The organism is Albimonas sp., from assembly GCF_055129145.1.
In genome coordinates this window covers 38,761-56,141 of the sequence record NZ_JBSRTQ010000008.1, presented here as the reverse complement: position 1 = coordinate 56,141, position 17,381 = coordinate 38,761, and the positions used below count along the sequence as shown (strand labels likewise).

Sequence of the window (17,381 nt, the reverse complement as noted above, 5' to 3'; positions counted from 1 at the left end):
GCATGCGACGTGACCCCTCCGCGCTCGGTCAGCACGCCCACGGCTGCGTGCATGCCTCGGATATCCTCCGGCGCGGTTTCACGACGCACCATGATGCAGGGCTCGCCACGGGCGGCGGAGGCTTGGGCGGCCTGACTGGAAAACACGATCCGGCCCACGGCGGCACCGGGCGACGCGGCTATGCCCTTGGCGATGACATCGCGTGCGGCGCGGGTGTCGACTTGCGGGTGCAAAAGCTCGGTCAGGGCGCGCGGCTCGACCCGAAGCACCGCTTCATCTTCGCTGATGATGCCGTCTTCAGCCAAGGCGACCGCGATTTTCAGATCCGCGCGGGCCGAGCGCGCGACGCGGTTGCCGGGCGCGACCGGCGCCACCCTGGCGGCCCGCGCCGCCAACTGGGCCGAATTGCGCCCCGAATGGGGTCTCGCCGGCTGCGCCGCCTTCATCGCCGCGCCGCGCGCCGCGACGGCGGGGGCGGATCTGGGCGGCCGCGCTTTCCTGCACAGCTACGACTGGCGGGCGGACCCGGACTTCGCCGCGCTCGAACTGATCCTGACCGCGCCGGTGGTGGTGGCGAGCTGGATCAGCCTGCAATACTATGGATCGACCGTCGCGCCGGAGGTCTTCGGCGGCGGCGACAAGCTGATCCACAACGTGGTCGGCGGCATCGGCGTGGTCGAGGGCAATGGCGGACGGCTGCGCGCCGGCCTGCCCTGGCAGGCGGTCCACGACGGCGCGCGGCCGAGCCACGCGCCGCTGCGCCTGTCGGTGCTGATCGAAGCGCCCGAGGCGGCCATCGACGACGTGCTGACCCGCCATCCCGGCGTGCGGGCGCTGTTCGACAACGGCTGGCTGCATCTGTTCCGCCTTCAGGCGGGTCGGATCCGGTCACGCTATCGGCCGGGTCACGCCTGGTCGGCCGCGCCTCAGGACGACCTTGCGCCCTGACGCCTGCATTCGGCAGGCATGTGCGACGCGCCCGTCGCCGCTTCGGGTTTTCGACAAGGCGCAGCGCGGCGGCGTCTCCCGGCGGCGGCGTTTCTCGATGGCCACGGCGCGATGTCGAGCGCGGAGGGTCGGCGCGAGTCCGTCGGGGCCGATCCGTCGTCCCGGCTTCGACCGTCGCGGATGGCGACGCCGTCGCGACCTGATCCGGCGTCGCCTCCGGAACGGCCGCCTCTGCGCCTCGTGGGTTCGCGGCCGGCGGGCGAACGGCCGGCGATCGCGCGCCGGCCCGACATATCCGCAGCCGCCGTCGGCAGGAGGGCCCCTTCCAGCAAGAGATGGGCGAGGCAGGCGCTTGCAGCCCTCCATGCCGGAGAGGCTCGACGTCAGGCGCCCCGTGATCGGGCGGCGCCGCCGGCACGAAATTCGTTACCTCAAATCTGCGAGGTCCGGCCTGCTCCATTGGATCGATCAGCGCCGCCGGGGCCGGGTTCTCGGCGAGCTTCCCCTGCTGGCCGAGCGTGCAAGCGATCACGACGGCCCGGAGAAGGCGCCATCGCGCCTCGCCTTTCGAGCGGCAGGCGCTTCGACCCACTCAGGACAACGCACTCTTCCCTTTCTTGCGCCGAACGGCGGAGATGACCTCAGCCGCTGGCCCGGCGGTCAGGCGACCTTGCGCGCGGGCGTTTTCGCCAGCCGTCGGTCGAGCTTGAAGAACGCCAACTGGATCTGCAATTCGCGGGCGCGCTCCGCCAGGCTGGCGGCGGCCCGGGCGTTGTCCTCGGCGAGGGCCGAGCTGCGCTGCGTGGTCTCGTCCATATGCGCCACGGCGTCGGTGATCTGCTGCACGCCCCCGGCCTGCTCGCGACTGGCGCCGTCGATGTTGCGGGTCGACTCGGCGAAGCTCACCGCGGCTTCGGTCAGCGCCTTGAGCACGGCGCGGGTCTCCCCGACCAGGCTCACGCCTTCGCGAACATCCGCCCCGCTCTTTTCGATCACGTCGCGAATGTCGGTCGACGCGACCGAAGCGCGATGCGCGAGATCGCGCACCTCCTTGGCCACCACGGCGAAGCCTTTGCCGGCCTCGCCGGCGCGCGCGGCCTCGACCGCGGCGTTGAGCGCGAGAAGGTTGGTCTGGAAGGCGATCGAGTCGATCAGGGCTGCGAAGGCGCCGATCTCCCCGGAATTGCGGTCGATCTTGGTCATCGCGTCGGCGGTGCGCGAGACGACCTGCTCGCCCTCCTTCGCGCGTTCCGAGGACCGGCTCGCGGCCTCGGCCATGTGGGCGGCGGTGGCGGCGTTGGTCTGAACGGTGGCCGCCATCTCCTCCATCGTGGCCGAGGTCTCCTCCAGCGTCGCGGCCTGGGTGGTGGCCCGCATCGCCAGGTCCTCCGCCCCCAGCGAGATGGCGTCGGTGTCGGTCACGATCCCTTCGCCCGCATCGCGGATGGCGTTGACGATCGACGAAAGCCGTTCCAGCGTCTGGTCGACATTGGCCTGCAGTTCGTGAAACGCCCCGCGGAAATCGCCCTGCATGCGCTGGGTCAGATCGCCCTCGGACAGCCCCCCCATCACCCGGATCGCCTCGCGCAGGCCGGACTGGGCCGTGCCCAGCAGGCGATTGAGCCCTTCGGCAAGGCTGTTGAGCTGCTGGTCGTCGAATCGCTCGGTGACGCGGCCGTCGAAGTCGCCTTCGACGGCGCGGTCGACGATCTGGCCGAACGCTTTCTCGAGGCGGGCCATCATCTCCCGTCGGGCGCGCGCGGCGTCCTCCCGCTCGCGCGCCGCCTGCGCGTCCAGGCGGCTCACCTCCCGGGCGTTCTTCTGGAACACCGCCAGCGCCGCGGACATCTCTCCCGGTTCGGTGCTGACCGGATAATCGGGCAGCGGACGATCCATTTCGCCGGCGGCCAGAGCCTTCATCTCATCGCTCAGGGTGCGCATCTGTCCGGCGATCGAGCGGGCGACGACCCAGCCGAGGACCAGACCCAGCACGACGCCGAGCACGCCGGCGACGAGCTGGATCGTCGTGACGCGACGCCCGGTTTCGACGATGTCGGAACGTTCGCTTTCCATGCGCGTCGCGGCCGCTTCGCGCAGCGCGCGGGCGCCGGCGGCGAGCTCGGACTCGGTGGTCGCGCGGACGTCGAAGCCGCGGGCCATCTCGGTTGCCAGCGTCTCGAACGCATCGAGCTCCCCGGCGATCCGCTCGGCGTCGGCGCCGCCGAGGCGCCTCACGCCCGCGGCGATCTCGGCGACGCGGGCGGCGAGCGGCCCGGCAAGCTCGGCGTCGCGCGCCGACAGGAACAGGATCGCGTCCCGCTGCAGACGGACAAGCTCCGCATCGGTGCGCTCCAGATCCCGGGCCCGCGCGATGGCATCCTGTGCGGAGGCCCTCAGCGGACCCGATCGGGCCGCCGCCGCCGCCGCCGCCGCGCGCTGAACCGCCAGCAGATCGTCCGAAATCCGCGCGATCACCCCCGCGCCATGCAGCAGCCGAACCTCGGCCGCCACCACCCGCGCCGGCGGCGCGTCGGCGTCTTCGCTGAGCGCAAGCCACTGCCCGAGCACGCCGGCGACCATCCGCGCGGTCAGCTGAAGGCGGTCGCGCCGGTCGTCGCCCAGCGCCGCGCCAGCCGATTCGGCGACGTCCGAGATCGCCGCGGCGAGCGCGTCGCGGGAGGTCTTCAGCGCCTCCAGATCACGGAGCTCGCGGGTGACGGCGAAGCGGTTCGCGTCGCGCTGGAACAGGATCGCGGCCCGCGACATCGCCTCGGCTTCGCGGATCCGCGCCTGGATCCCGGTCTCCTGGGCTTCGATCTCCGTCACCGTGCGCTCGGCCTCGGCCGCCTGCGCGGTCAGCTCGGTGGCGAGATCGCGCAGCTGGGTCGACATCTGGTCGATGACCGCATTGATCCGCGCTTCGCCCGCGACGGTCTTCTCATCGAGGTCGACCATCGCGTCGACCCGCGTCTTCAGCTGGGTCAGCGCGTCGTTCCCCGCCGCCGCCCCGTCTGAAAGCTCGCCGACGCCATCCAGCGCGTCGATGGCGCCGCGCGCGCCGGCGCGGGATCGTTCGGTCGGCCGCGCGGCGTAGATCGCCGCGGCCGACCCCGCCGCATCCACCTTGTCGCGCGTTTCGGTGAGAACGCGCAGACGCTCGACCCCGCGGGAAGTGGTGTTAGCGGTCATCCATCCCGCGACGCCGATCGCCGCGACCAGAACGATCAGGACCGCGAAACCGCCGCCGATCCTAAACCCGATGCGCATTCGATTCAGCATGGAAACCTCTTTCGACAGGACGTCTCTCGACAGGGCGCGCAGCACGTGGCGGCCGGCTGTCGATAGGCGGGGAGCATTAAGCTGAAATGAAAATCCGGGTTCATCTTCCGGAAACCTCGAACGGTCAGGATCGCCCGCGACGAATGCTTCCGGAGAGGTCTTTCATGCGCCTGATCATGCTTGCCGCGTTGTTCGCGATTCCCGCCGCGATCTGTTCGGCCGAAGGCGTCGGCATCGCCTATATCGGCAAGTCCGGACAGGCCGAGCGGACGCTGGCCGGGTTCAACGAGCGCATCCAGGAGATCGCGCCTGACATGCTGATCGAAACGCGCGCCGGCCTCGCCGACGAGGATGCGCTCGGCCGAACGGTCGAATCGCTGTCCGAGCGGCGGGACGGGCTGATTCTCGTCCGCTCCAACGCCTCCGAATGGCTGGCCACGCACAAGACGACCGTGCCGACCTTCATCGCCGGCGGAAACCATCCGCCGACGCTGGGCTCGGTGAAGAACATGGACGCGCCCGAGGGCAACATCACCGGCGTCACCTATTTCCTAGACCACGCCACGGTGATGGAGATCTTCGTGGCGCTCGCGCCCCAGGCCCTGAACTGGGAGGTGTTCACCCAGACCGGCCATCCCGCGGCCGGCATCGATTCGAACGGCGTGGCGGCGGCCTGCGTCGCCGTCTTCATCTCCTGCGAGATGACCGCGCTCGCCAGCGCCCCGGAGCTGGCGAGCGCGATCCGCGCCTCCCGGGCCGAGGCGTTCCTGATCGGCAACCAGGCCCCGCTCTACGACGATCCGGAGCTGTTCGCCCAGGCGATCGAGGCCGCGGGGGACCGGCCGATCTTCTCGCTGAACCAGAAGCCGGTGGAAATGGGCGCGCTGGCCAGCATGTCGGCCAGCGACCACAAGCTGGGCCGGATGCTGGCGGATCAGGTGGTGGCGGTGCTGCGCAACGGGCAACCGATCGTGAAAACGCCGATCGGGCTCGACCCCGAGCCGGTGCTGGTGATCAATCCCACCACCATGGAGCGGCTGGGCATCGTCGCCCCCCGTCAGCTGCTGGCGATTTCCGAAAGCGTCGGGGATTAGGGACGCAACCTGCGCCGGGCCGCGACGGATGACCGCCCGGACCGGCCGCATCCGGCGGTCGCGCCGCTACGGATCGGACGCGGTTGGCCTTGAGCGGGCTCGGCGCGCGCGCGGGGATTCAATCGCTCGACATGAGCGGGCTCTTGCGAGCGCGGCGCGGGTTTGACCGGGCTCGGCAATGCGGCCCGACAGGGGGCGTCGATCATGTCGCGGCGCCACGACTTTCCCATGGTCCGTTCCCGCGCTTCGAACCGATCGCGTGCAGCGACCTCGATGGCCGCCCTGCGCCTTTCAGGCTTTCGAACGGCGGACGCGGTTCGACGCGCCGCGCCCCCTTCTCAGCCCGTTTGCGCAAACCGACGCGCCGGCACGCGGCGCGGTTGCTGCCGGCGCCTCCGCTCGCGCGCTGGTCGCAGCTTGTGATCGCTCCTGCGCGATATTCCCGCGATCCTCGATGAATAAGGACGTAGCCGCCATGCCGACCTCCGTCGCCGCCGTCCTCCGCCTCGCAATGGACGCCATCGCCCTGCTGATCCTCGGCATGTTGGCCGCGTCCGGCGGGGCGCGGTGGACGTGAAGCGGAACGCCGCATCGGCCGCGCATGTCGTCGGGCCGCAGCTTGACCTCGAAAACCCGAACAAGGATGTCGGATCAACGTCATTCAGGTCCAGCAATGGCTGACCGACATTTCGGCGACCCGCGGCATCGACGGACGCGAAGACGGATGCGCGGTGGCGGCGGAGCAGGTCGAAGCCTTCGCCCGGAACGCCGCTTTGGCGCGCGGCCTCTCCCGCGCTCTCGACCTCGTCGATCTCGACGCGGCCCTGTCGCAGGCCGAGACCGAATTTCCCGATGACTACGCCGCCGGGCGCGCCATGGCGGCGCAATGCATCGCCGGCGGGGCCGAGGCCGGCAACGCGATGATGGCGGCCTTCGACACCATCGCGGAACGGCTCGACCATGACCTTGCGGCGGGGCGCGATGCGATCGACGCGACGAACCGGATGGCGCTGGTCCTCGGCGCCGTGGCGCTGCGGCCCATCGCCGTCGAGGCGATGACGCTGATCGAGCGAAGCTCGAACCGGATCCGGGACATCGCGAACGTCATCGATGGCATCGCCTTCAAGACCAACCTTTTCGGCTCCGAACGCGGTGGCGGAGGCGATCTCGACGGTCGGCGACGCAGCGCAGCGCGTCGCTGGCCGATGAAAGGGGCTCCGCCGCGATGCGCGGGCCTGACGGTCGCCATCACCGCTCGATGAGCTCCGACCATGTGGGGACTGGCGACGATTGACGGCTTATGAGCGCCCCACGCCCTCGTGCCGGCGCCGAGGGAGATCCATCGGCAAAGGCGGGGCCGCGGCGCGATGGCCGCGGCCCCGCCCGAAAGGCCGCGCAGGATCGGTGACGGCGGGACCCTGCGCGACCGCCTCCCGCGCCGCTTCGATCGACCGACCAGGGCCGAGCGGGACCGCCTCGCCAGCGCGATCCGGCGCCCTGCCTCCATGCCGATCCCGTCAGCGCCCGCCCGCGCCCCGCGGCCGGGTCGCGGCCAGGCGTTTTCCGAGGCGCCGCGGCGGTCGGCCGAGGAAGAAGCGGACCATCTCCGCCGACGCGTCGGGCCCGAGCGGATCGACGAACGTTCCCCCCGGGGCGCCGCCCGACCAGGCGTGGCCGGCGCCCTCGACCATCCAGACCTCCATCGCGGCGCGGCCATCAGGACCAAGCCGACGGCTGCGGGTGCAGGACCGGCCGCCGACGCGCCCCGCCTCGACCACGCCGGTCCCGGACGTCGCGCGCGCCAGCGGGGCGGCGGCGGCGGCGACATGGGCGGCGTTGCTGGGATGCACGGTGCCGTCCGCGTCGCCGTGGAACACGATGGCGCGCACCGCCGGCGTCGAGGCCGCGCGGCGGAACGTCGACGCCCGCGCGCCGTTGCGCATCGCCGACATCGCCGAGAACACGTCGCTCGCGGCGCCGGGCGCGAGCCCCGAATGCACGCCGATGGCCGAGAACACCTCGGGATGCACCCGGCCGAGCGTCGCGGCCATGGCGCCGCCCGCCGAGAGGCCGGCGACGAAGGTCGCCTCGCGCCCGATCCCGAACTCCGCCGCCAGCGCGGCCGCCAGGGTGGCGAGGATCGCCGGCTCCCCCGCATCGCGCTTCTGGTTGGCGCGGCGATACCAGTTCCAGCAGGCGGCGCGGTTGTCGGAACGGGTCTGGCGGGGATAGGCGACGATCAGGCGGTGGCTCTCCGCGAGCGCGTTCATCCGGGCGCCGCGGGCGAAGTCCTCCGGCGTCTGGGTGCAGCCATGCAGCATCAGCACCAGGCCCGCGGGCCGCGTCGGCGCGCTCGCCGGGATGTAGAGGCGGTAGGACCGGACGCCGGCGTCGCAGGCGTGGTCGCGGGTGAGAAACCGCGCCCCCGGAGGCGCCGCGGGCGCTTGCGCGGACGCGGGTTCGGGCGCGGGTTCGGGCGCGGGTTCGGGCCGGCTGAGGACCGCGCCCCCGACCATCAGCCGGCGCATGTCCTCGAGCATCGACACCACCTCGCCGAAGGTGTGGCGGCTGGGCGAGGGTGCGGGCGCCTTGGAGGGCGTCGCGGTCTTGCGCGGCGCGCGCGCAGGTTTCGAGGCCGCCTTGGCCAGGGGCTTGGACTTCGCCTTCGGCGCAGACTTCCGCTTCGCGGCCGCGCGCTTCGTCTTGGGAGCGGGGGCGGGCGTCGTCATCGCCTCCGCCAGCGCCAGGGCCGCGCGCAGGGTGCGGGACGCGGTCGCGACCGCGCCGGAACGCGAGCGGGCGGACAGGCGGCGGGAGGCCGGGCGGGTCATGCGCTTCAAGGGGCGAGGTCCTGGCGACGCCGCGGTCGCCCGACGGATCGCAGGCGCGCCATCACGGGTGCTCGACGTATTATGCTGCATTGCAGCATGAGACGCAAACGGATTTGGCGACGATCACGCGACGGCATTTCCAGCCGCCGCCGAGCGGGGCGGGCGACGCCCGGTCACGCGCCATCTTCGCCTTGAAACCTCGATCGATCACACCAGTTCACTTCGCAAGGAGCGACGCCCCGGACCCCCCTCCCAGCGTCGCGTCCGACATAAGTTTCGTCATGTGGCCCGCCGACGCGGCTTGCCGCGGCGAAATATCCGAAGCGTGTTCGACCGAACAGGCGCGTCCTTCCCCCGGACGTTCCCCGATGCCGCGCGTCCTGCAGACGACGGCGACAAGGAGAAAAATGCCATGAACCAGATCATTTACATCGTTGGACTCGTCGTCATCGTTCTGGCGATCCTCAGCTTCATCGGACTCGCCTGATCATGACCGCCTGCCCGCGGCACGACATCGAAATCACCCGGGAGAACTGCACATGACCGCCGAAATCGGGGCGCAAGTCGCCCGTCCGGGAGACGCGGCCGCCGCGCCCTCCTATGTGGACTGGGGCGCGATCTTCGCGGGCGCGACGCTCGCCGCCGCGCTCTCCATCATTCTGCTCAGCTTCGGCGGCGCCCTCGGGCTGTCGACCGTCTCGCCCTATGCGGGCGAGGGCGCGTCGGCGACCTGGGTGGCGATCGCGGCCGGCGTCTGGTTCCTGTGGACCATGGTGTCGAGCTTCGGCGCCGGGGCCTATGTCACCGGCCGTCTGCGCGGCCGGATCGGCGACGCCACCCCGCATGAGGTCGAGGCCCGCGACGGCGCCCATGGCCTGGTGGTCTGGGCGGTCGGCGCGCTGGTCGGCATCACGCTGGCCGCGTCCGGCGTCGCCGGTTCGCTGAGCATGGGCGCCAAGGCCGTGGGCGCCAGCGCCTCCGCGGTGACCGAGGCCGCGCCGGAATACTATTCCGACCTGGTCCTGCGCGGCGATGCGCCGGGGACCGAGATCGACGCCGAGACCGCGTCCGAAGTCGCCGGCATCCTGCGCCGGGGCATCGCGATGGGCGAGATCGTCGAGCGCGATCAGGAGCGGCTGTCGGCGATCGTCGCCGCGAATACCGGGCTCGCCCCCGACGCCGCCTCGGCCCGTGTCGACGCGGCGATCGCGGAGATCGACGACGCAAGCGAAACCGCCATGGCGGCCGCGGAGAAAGCCCGCGTCGCCGGGGTGATCTTCGGCTTCCTGGTCGCGGCCTCGCTGCTGGCCAGCGGCGTCGCCGCCTTCGCCGCCGCCGCGGCCGGCGGTCGCCACCGGGACGACGGCCTGGGCTTCGACGCCTTCGCCGCGCGTCGGTGAGCCGACCGTTCGCCAACCTCAACCCCAGCCCGGCGCTTCCGCGCCGGGCGCCTTCAAAGGAGTGGATGCCATGCCCGCGCTTTTCGCCTGGCTGCTCGGCGCCCCGGTCATCGTGATCGTGATCCTCGCCGTGATGATGTGACCCGACCCCGGCCCCCGCGCACCGCGCGGGGGCCGGACCTTTTCGTCCCGCGGGGTCCGGACCTGGCGCGCCCCGCCCGCCGCCGTCCCACGGGTCTTGCAAAGCCCGACCGGAACGGCGTAGCCACGAGGGGTGCATGCCAGCCCGCCGCGGGCGCGCCAGGTCGGGACGCCCCGCCGGCGCCACGCCGCGCCGCCAGCCGCACGCCCCCCCAGATCACCCCCGAATGATCCCGGCCCAGCGACGACCCGGCGGAGCGCGACCCCATGAGCTATCACCACCAGTTCACCGGCCGGACGGAGGGTATCCGGCCCGTCGCGCCGTTGCGGTGGCGGGGGTTCGAGGGGTTGATCGGCGCGTTCTGGGAGGCGGAGGGCGACGCCGGGGGGCGCGGCTATTACCTCTCGGCAAATCCGCGGATCAGCATCTTCTTCACCGACGTCTCCTCGATCCGCGTGGCGGACCGGGAGGGCGAGATCCGGCGGTCGGGACGCCCGATGGCCCGCGCCTTCTACGTGCCCGCCGGCGCACCGATGTGGACCGCGTTCACCCTGCCGCTGGCCTTCTCCCATCTCGACGTGCATCTGAACCCGGACCGGCTGCTGAAGCTGCTGGCGCCCTCGCTCGGCCGCGCCGCCGCGCTCGACGTCATCCGGCGGGCGGCGGAGGTGGAGGACACCCGCGATCTGGAATGCCTCGCCCGGTTGCTGGTCGACGAGGTCACGGTCCCCACCCGCCATGACCTCTATGCCGAAAGCCTCGCCTTCAGTCTGGTCGCGGGGGTGCTGGATCTGGAAGGCGCGGGCCGGGATCGGGCGGACGGACGGCTCACCCGCTGGCAGATGCGCCAGGTCGCAGCCCGGTTCGAGGCCGGCGGCGGGCGCCGCCTGACGCTGGCCGAAATGGCCGAGGCGGTGAGCCTGTCGGAGAGCTGGTTCTCCCACGTCTTCAAGAACACCACCGGCATGACCCCGCTGCAGTGGCAGTCGGAGCGGCGCATCGCGCTGGCGAAAACCCTGCTGGGCGAGGGGGTGCTGAGCATTTCCGAGATCGCCCACCGGCTGGGCTTTTCGGATCAGGCGCATCTGACCCGGGTGTTCCGGCAGGTCGACGGCGAAACCCCCGCCGCCTGGCGCCGCGCCCGGCAGGTCGCCATACCCGCGGTCTGAGCCGCGGCCCTCCCCGAATCCAAGACCCCGCCCGCGTCGCCGCGGGCGGAGTCTTTTTCATCCGCCCGCGCTCACCCGGCGTAGCGGCCCGCGCTCACCAGGCGTAGCGAAGCGTCGCCTTGAACGAGCGGCCGGGGTTGTAATAGTCGGCGGTGCCCCGCCCGACCACGTGCTGCTCGTCCATCAGGTTGGCGACGCTGACGCTGATCTCGGCGTTCTCGGTCACCATGTAGCCGATGGAGGCGTCGAACAGCACCGTGGCGTCGCTCTCGCCGTTGTCGTTCTGCTGGTTGAAGAAATACGCGCCGGTGTAGCGTGCGCCCAGCCCGAAGGTCAGGTCGCCGCGCGCGCCCTCGCCCGGCACCGTGTAGTTGGCCCAGACCGAGGCCATGTGCTCGGGCGTGGAGCCGAAGCGGTTGCCCACCACATCCACGCCCCGGACCGGGTCGGACTCGAGCACCTCGGTGTCGAGGAAGGCGTAGCCGGCGACCAGGCTGAAGTTCCTGGTGATCTCGGCCTTGCCCTCCAGCTCGAAGCCGCGGGTGCGGGTCTCGCCGATCAGCTGCTGGACGATGGACCCGTCGCCCTGCACCACGGCGACGCTGACGTTCTTTTTGGTCAGGTCGAAGACCGAGGCGGTGAACAGCGCGTTGAAGCCCGAGGGGCGGTACTTGACGCCGATCTCGTACTGGTCGCCCCGCTCCGGCTCGATTCCGACCGACGGCGGGGCCACGGATTCCACGTAGCTCGCATAGGTGGAGATGTTGTCGGTCACCTTCCAGGTCACCGCGCCGCGCACCGAGAATTCGGCGAAATCGTCGCTCTCGTCGAAGGCGACGCCGCTGCTGACGCCCGACCGCGACAGGTCCAGCCAGTCATGGCGCAGGCCGCCGGTGACGATCACCCGGTCGTAAAACGACAGGTTCTGCTGCACGAACAGCGCGGTGGTCTGATAGTCGCGGTCCTCTTCGAGATAGGGGGCGAATCCGGTCGGCGCGCCGGAATAGACAGGGGCGTCGATGTCGATGCTCGTCGCGTCGCCATAGAACGAGCTTTGCGAGGTCTTGGCGTTGCGCAGTTCGGCGCCGACCACGGTGCTGCTGTCGATGGCCTCGAAGCTCGCGTCATACTGGCCGATGAGGTTGCCGATCACCTCCTGCGCCGAGCTGTCGGAGCCGTAGTAGTCGCGCTCGACGACCGAGCCGGTCCGGCCGGCGCTGTCCGTGATGTAGACATAGCCGAAATCGTCGGTCAGGTCGCTGTAGCGCACGTTGGCCCGCAGGCTGAGACCCCCGCCGAAATAATGTTCGAAGAGCGCGGAGACCGTGCTCCGCTCCACGTCGTGGTAGTTGAAGTCCGGCTCGCCGAAGAACTGCTCGCGGTCGTATTCCTGGTCGATCGGATAGCCGCCGCTGTTGGGCGTGCCATCGCGGTCGAGATGGTCCGCGACGACGGTCAGCTTCGTGGAGTCCGTCGGGGCCCATGACAGGCCGCCCATGATGAACTTCTCGTCGTCGCGCGAATGGGCGTAGTCCAGCTCGCTGTCCTTGACCTTGGCGGTCAGGCGGAAGGCCAGCGTCTTCGATTCGTTGATCGCGTCGCCGAAATCGAGGCCGATCTCGCGCCGCTCGAACGAGCCGCCCTGGACATAGGCCTCGCCGAAGGGCTCGAACTTGGGGGACTTGGTCACGTAGTTGAGGGAGCCGCCGGGCTGGGACGGACCGAACAGGGTCGAATTGGCGCCTTTCAGGATCTCCACCCGCTCGAAGGCGTAGGGCTCTTCGCGCACGCCGCGCATGGTGCCGAGCGTCAGGCCGTCGCGATAGGTGGAGGCGTCGAAGCCGCGGATTGAGAAGTAATCGTTGCGGTCGTCGGAGCCGTAATAGTCGGTGACGATGCCGGGGGTGTAGCTGAGCACGTCCTCGATCGTCTCGACGCCGCGCTGCTCCATCTCCTCCTCGGTGATCACCGAGACCGAGGCGGGGGTGTCGAGCAGGCTGGTCGCGACCTTGCCGCCGACCCACAGCTCATGCGCCACGACCGAGTTGGCGTCGTCATCGGCCGGCACGCCGGCGTTCACGATGATCGGCGCGAGACGATAGACCTCGCCGCCCGCCTCCGGCGCGACTTCGACACCGCGCGCCTCCGGCGCGACTTCGACCGCGTCCTGGGCGCGGGCGGGGGCCGAGACGACGGCGAGCGTCGCGCAGCCCGCGAGCAGGCGGCCGATGAGGCGGTTGCGTTGAGCGCGGCGCCGTCGCGCGTTCGTCTCGGTGTTCATGCGTCTTCCCTCAGATCTCGACTTCGGCTGTCGCGGTCGGGTTCCGGCCCCGTGGCCGGTCCCGGCTGGCTGCCCTTCGGTCGACGGATCCCCCCTCGACACGGCCCGGCGGACGGATCCTCGGGCAAGCGCCCCGTCCGGATGGGCGTGCGCTCCGTAGCTTTGCCGCAAGATCCCTACAGGGCGCCGATGACAGCGTCTTGGATTTTCCGACTGTTTTTGTCGGATACCATGCTCTATCGGTTCCCGACACCGCTGAAACGCGCGGCCAGCCCCCCCGGCGCCTTGACCCTGCCGGGGGGAAGTGGAACTCCGGCGAGGCGGCCGGGACGATCCGGACCCATGGGAGACGTTGTTATGTCAGAGTTTTCTCACTTCCGCCGCGCCATGATCCTTGGCGCCGGGGCGGGGCTGATCCTCGGCGGCCGCGGCATCGCCGCGCAGGACTTTCCGCTGACGGTCGAACATGCCTTCGGCGCGACCACCCTTCCGCAGCGTCCGGCGCGCGTCGCCACGGTGGCCTGGGCGAACCATGAGGTCCCGCTGGCGCTGGGGGTGGTTCCGGTCGGCTTCGCGCGGGCGAATTTCGGCGATGACGACGGCGACGGGTTGCTGCCCTGGGTCGCGGCCCGCCTGGCGGAGCTGGGGGCCGAGGCCCCGCCGCTCTTCGACGAAGGCGACGGGATCGACTTCGAGGCCGTCGCCGCCACACGGCCCGACGTGATCCTCGCCGCCTATTCCGGCCTGACCCGGACCGACTACGACACGCTGAGCAAGATCGCCCCCGTGGTGGCGTTCCGCGACGGGCCCTGGTCGACCGACTGGAGGGAGATGATCCGGCTCAACGCCGCCGGCATGGGGATGACCGCGGAGGGCGAGGCGCTGATCGCGCGGCGCGAGGCGGAAATCGCCGCCGCCGTCGCCCGTCACCCCGAGATCCGCGGCAAGACCGCGATGTTCGTCACCCATCTCGACGCCCGCGACCTGAGCGTGATCCGGTTCTACAGCACCCATGACGCGCGGGTGAAGTTCCTGACCGACCTGGGCCTCGCTGCCCCGCGCAGCGTGCGCGAGGCGAGCGAGGGCGGCGGCTATGCCGGCGAGATCAGCGCCGAGCGGATCGACGCCTTCGACGACGTGGACATCGTCATCGCCTATGGCGGCGCGGAACTGGTCGAGGCGATCGGGCGGAACCCGCTGACCCGGCACATGCCGGCGGTGCGCAACGGCGCGGTGGTGACGCTGGGCAACGATCCGGTGGGCACGGCCGCCAACCCGACGCCGCTGTCGATCTCCTGGGTGCTGGAGGATTATGTGGGCCGCCTCGCCGACGCGGCGCGCAAGGCGGGATGACCGCCGTAGCCCTTTCGGCCGCGGCCCTCCCGCGGCGCTCGGGCCGGGCGCGGCTCGGCTGGCTGCTGGCGGCGCTGGCGGCGCTGGCGGGCGTCTGCGCGCTTTCCGTCGCGCTCGGCACGCGCGACGTCGGCTGGGCCGACATCGCGGCGGGGCTCGCAGGCCGGACCGAAACGCTGGCCCAGTCGGTGGTGGCGATGCGGGCGCCGCGCACGATCCTCGCGGCCCTGGTCGGCGCGGCGCTGGGGCTCGCGGGGGCGGTGATGCAGGGCGTCACCCGCAACCCGCTGGCGGATCCGGGGATTCTGGGGGTCAACGCCGGCGCCGCGATGGCGGTGGTCATCGGCATCGCCTGGTTCGGCATCGCGTCCCTCGAGGCGTATCTGTGGATCGCGATCCTCGGCGCGGGGGCGGCGGCCTGCTTCGTCTACGCCATCGGCTCGCTCGGTCGGGGCGGCGCCACGCCGCTGCGGTTGGCGCTGGCCGGGGCCGCGACCTCCATCGCCGCCGCTTCGCTGACCACGGCGATCATCCTGCCGCGCAACGACATCGCCGGCGGGGTGCGGGCCTGGCAGATCGGCGGCGTCGGCGGCGCCACCTGGGAGGCCATTCTGCCCGCCCTGCCCTTTCTCGCCGCCGGCTTCGCCATCAGCCTCCTGTCCGCGCGCAACCTCAACCTGCTGGCGCTGGGGGACGAGGCCGCGGCCGGGCTCGGCGCCCGGGTCGCCCTGGCGCGCGGCGGCGGCGCGCTGGGGGCCGTGCTGCTCTGCGGGGCGGCGACGGCGACCTGCGGGCCGATCGGCTTCGTGGGGCTGGTCGCCCCGCATCTCTGCCGGCTGCTGGTCGGGGTGGATCACCGCTGGCTCTTGCCGTTCTCGGCGCTGGCCGGGGCCATCGTGCTCGTCGCCTCCGACGTGGTGGGGCGGATCGCGGCGCGGCCGAGCGAGCTCGACGTCGGCATCGTCACCGCCTTCGTCGGCGCGCCGGTGTTCATCTGGATCGTGCGGCGCCGTAAAGTGGCCGCGCTGTGACCGCCGCCGCGCTGACCGAGCGGCTGGTGGCCGGGCGCCTCGCCCGCGGCCGCCGCCGCCGACGTCAGGGCCTCGCGCTGCTGGGCCTGCTGGCCGCCGGCGTGGCGCTGACCCTCTGCCTCGGCCAGTCCCTGACGCCCCCCGGCGAGGTGCTGCGCGCGCTGGCGGGCGAGGACGTGGCCGCCGCTTTCGCGGTGCGCGACCTGCGCCTGCCCCGCGCCGTGCTCTCGATCCTCGCAGGCCTGAGCTTCGGGCTCGGCGGCGCGACGTTTCAAACCATGCTGCGCAACCCGCTCGCCAGCCCCGACATCATCGGCATCAGCTCGGGCGCCAGCGCCGCCGCGGTCTTCGCCATCGTGGTGCTGGGGTGGAGCGGGCCTGCGGTCTCGGTGCTCGCCGTTGGGGCGGGGCTGGCCGTGGCGCTCGCCATCTACCTGCTCGCCTGGCGCGACGGGGTGTCGGGCGCGCGGCTGATCCTGATCGGCATCGGCGTCTCGGCGATGATGGAGAGCGTCACCGCATGGGTGCTGTCGCGCGCGCCCGCATGGTCGCTGCAGGAGGCGATGCGCTGGCTGATGGGCAGCGTCAACGGCGCGACGCTGGCGCAAAGCGGGCCGATACTCGCCGCGCTCCTCGTCTTCGGCGGGCTGCTGCTGAGCCGGCGCCGCGATCTGGAGGCGATGCGGCTTGGCGATGACGCCGCCGCCGCGCTCGGCGTCCCGGTCGGGCGGACGCGGGCGGTGGTGGTGGTCGCGGCGGTGGGGCTGATCGCGGTGGCGACCGCGGTGTCGGGCCCCATCGCCTTCGTCGCCTTCCTCGCCGGTCCCATCGCCGCGCGGGTCATGGGCGCGGGCGGCTCGGTGCTGATCCCCGCGGCGCTGACCGGGGCGGCGCTGGTGCTTTTCGCCGACTATGCCGGGCAGTTCCTGCTGCCGGGGCGCTACCCGGTCGGCATCGTGACCGGAGCGCTGGGCGCGCCCTACCTGATCTACCTGATCGTCCGGTCGAACCGGAGCGGAGGCATGACATGAACGCCCGATCCTTCGTGGCCGAGGACCTCGCCGCCGGCTACGGCGACCGCGCCATCCTGCACGGGCTGGACTTGGAGCTAACCCCCGGCGCGATCACCGCCATCGTCGGCGCCAACGCCTGCGGGAAATCCACGCTGCTGCGCTGCCTCTCGCGCCTGCTGACGCCCACGCGGGGGAAAGTCCTGCTCGACGGCAAATCCATCCATGCGATGCCCGCCCGAAAGCTCGCCCGCCAGCTGGGCCTGCTGCCGCAGTCGCCGCTGGCGCCCGAGGGGGTCACCGTCGCCGATCTGGTCGGGCGCGGGCGCCATCCGCATCAGGGCCTGTTCTCGCCCTGGCGCCGCGAGGATGACGAAGCGGTCGCGGCGGCGCTGGAGGCGACGGGCACCGCCGCGCTCGCCGAACGGGCGGTGGACGAGCTTTCGGGCGGGCAACGCCAGCGGGTGTGGATCGCGATGGCGCTCGCCCAGCAGACCGACGTGCTGCTGCTGGACGAGCCGATCACCTTCCTCGACGTCGCCCATCAGATCGAGGTGCTGGACCTGCTCACCGACCTCAACCGCGACCGCGGGGCGACCATCGTGATGGTGCTGCACGACCTCAACCTCGCCGCGCGCTACGCGGATCGTCTGGTAGCGATCCGGGGGGGCCGGATCCACGCCTCCGGCCCGGCCGAGGCGGTGCTGACCGAAGCGGTGGTGCGCGAGGTGTTCGGGCTGGAAAGCCGGATCGTGGAGGACCCGAGCACCGGCAAGCCGATGATGCTGCCGGTGGGCCGCCACGGGATGCGGGCGGCGGCGGGGGCGCGGGACTGACCCGCGC

The 17,381-nt window shown here is 71.6% G+C and carries 14 protein-coding genes and 1 pseudogene; 11 read left to right on the top strand and 4 right to left on the bottom strand.

The window, feature by feature from the left end; translation table 11 throughout:
* The coding region (locus ACTB72_RS02725) for a PEP-utilizing enzyme (RefSeq protein WP_463035446.1) at window positions 1–374 on the bottom strand (374 nt) is incomplete at its 3' end.
* Here ACTB72_RS02725 and ACTB72_RS02720 point away from each other — a divergent pair.
* A pseudogene (locus tag ACTB72_RS02720) lies at window positions 304–948 on the top strand (putative inorganic carbon transporter subunit DabA); the annotation flags it as partial. The gene ACTB72_RS02725 and the pseudogene ACTB72_RS02720 sit on opposite strands and share 71 nt — an antisense overlap.
* 660 nt (window positions 949–1,608) lie before the next feature.
* On the opposite strand, the gene ACTB72_RS02715 reads toward ACTB72_RS02720, so the two are convergent.
* Window positions 1,609–4,227, bottom strand: coding sequence for a methyl-accepting chemotaxis protein (locus ACTB72_RS02715; protein WP_463035445.1), 2,619 nt, complete (start codon window positions 4,225–4,227; stop codon window positions 1,609–1,611).
* 164 nt (window positions 4,228–4,391) lie between these two features.
* On the opposite strand from ACTB72_RS02715, the gene ACTB72_RS02710 reads away from it, so the two are divergent.
* From ACTB72_RS02710 to ACTB72_RS02700, 3 genes are all read left to right on the top strand, one after another.
* Window positions 4,392–5,321 carry an ABC transporter substrate-binding protein gene (locus tag ACTB72_RS02710; protein ID WP_463035444.1) on the top strand — a complete coding sequence of 310 codons (930 nt, stop codon included), beginning with the start codon at window positions 4,392–4,394 and terminating at the stop codon, window positions 5,319–5,321.
* 454 nt (window positions 5,322–5,775) lie between these two features.
* Window positions 5,776–5,898, top strand: a complete 123-nt coding sequence (locus ACTB72_RS02705) for a hypothetical protein (RefSeq protein WP_463035443.1) — start codon at window positions 5,776–5,778, stop codon at window positions 5,896–5,898.
* A gap of 154 nt (window positions 5,899–6,052) precedes the next feature.
* Window positions 6,053–6,583: a hypothetical protein gene (locus ACTB72_RS02700; protein ID WP_463035442.1), complete on the top strand. Its 531-nt coding sequence runs from the start codon at window positions 6,053–6,055 to the stop codon at window positions 6,581–6,583.
* A gap of 255 nt (window positions 6,584–6,838) precedes the next feature.
* Here the strand turns inward: ACTB72_RS02700 and ACTB72_RS02695 are convergent, their stop codons facing one another.
* Complete coding sequence (locus ACTB72_RS02695) at window positions 6,839–8,152, bottom strand: extracellular catalytic domain type 1 short-chain-length polyhydroxyalkanoate depolymerase (protein ID WP_463035448.1); 1,314 nt, start codon at window positions 8,150–8,152, stop codon at window positions 6,839–6,841.
* 325 nt (window positions 8,153–8,477) lie between these two features.
* Between ACTB72_RS02695 and ACTB72_RS02690 the strand changes: the two genes are divergently transcribed.
* The 3 genes from ACTB72_RS02690 (at window position 8,478) to ACTB72_RS02680 (ending at window position 10,863) form a co-directional block, all read left to right on the top strand.
* Window positions 8,478–8,639: a hypothetical protein gene (locus tag ACTB72_RS02690; protein ID WP_463035441.1), complete on the top strand. Its 162-nt coding sequence runs from the start codon at window positions 8,478–8,480 to the stop codon at window positions 8,637–8,639.
* 52 nt (window positions 8,640–8,691) lie between these two features.
* The gene (locus ACTB72_RS02685; protein WP_463035440.1) at window positions 8,692–9,552 is read left to right on the top strand and encodes a hypothetical protein; all 861 of its coding nucleotides are present in this window, start codon (window positions 8,692–8,694) and stop codon (window positions 9,550–9,552) included.
* Window positions 9,553–9,960: 408 nt separating this feature from the next.
* Complete coding sequence (locus tag ACTB72_RS02680) at window positions 9,961–10,863, top strand: helix-turn-helix transcriptional regulator (protein ID WP_463035439.1); 903 nt, start codon at window positions 9,961–9,963, stop codon at window positions 10,861–10,863.
* 94 nt (window positions 10,864–10,957) lie between these two features.
* Here the strand turns inward: ACTB72_RS02680 and ACTB72_RS02675 are convergent, their stop codons facing one another.
* Window positions 10,958–13,144, bottom strand: a complete 2,187-nt coding sequence (locus ACTB72_RS02675) for a TonB-dependent siderophore receptor (protein WP_463035438.1) — start codon at window positions 13,142–13,144, stop codon at window positions 10,958–10,960.
* Between the two features lie 387 nt (window positions 13,145–13,531).
* Here ACTB72_RS02675 and ACTB72_RS02670 point away from each other — a divergent pair, with 387 nt between their 5' ends.
* The 4 genes from ACTB72_RS02670 to ACTB72_RS02655 are packed head-to-tail and all read left to right on the top strand — an operon-like array spanning window position 13,532 to window position 17,374.
* Window positions 13,532–14,497, top strand: coding sequence for an iron-siderophore ABC transporter substrate-binding protein (locus ACTB72_RS02670; RefSeq protein ID WP_463035447.1), 966 nt, complete (start codon window positions 13,532–13,534; stop codon window positions 14,495–14,497).
* Window positions 14,494–15,528, top strand: coding sequence for a FecCD family ABC transporter permease (locus tag ACTB72_RS02665; protein WP_463035437.1), 1,035 nt, complete (start codon window positions 14,494–14,496; stop codon window positions 15,526–15,528). Before ACTB72_RS02670 ends, ACTB72_RS02665 begins: the two co-directional genes overlap by 4 nt.
* Window positions 15,525–16,559 carry a FecCD family ABC transporter permease gene (locus ACTB72_RS02660; protein WP_463035436.1) on the top strand — a complete coding sequence of 345 codons (1,035 nt, stop codon included), beginning with the start codon at window positions 15,525–15,527 and terminating at the stop codon, window positions 16,557–16,559. Before ACTB72_RS02665 ends, ACTB72_RS02660 begins: the two co-directional genes overlap by 4 nt.
* Entirely contained in the window at window positions 16,556–17,374 is an 819-nt protein-coding gene (locus tag ACTB72_RS02655) for an ABC transporter ATP-binding protein (RefSeq protein ID WP_463035435.1), read from the top strand. The genes ACTB72_RS02660 and ACTB72_RS02655 overlap by 4 nt, the downstream gene beginning before the upstream one ends.
* Window positions 17,375–17,381 lie beyond the last annotated feature (7 nt).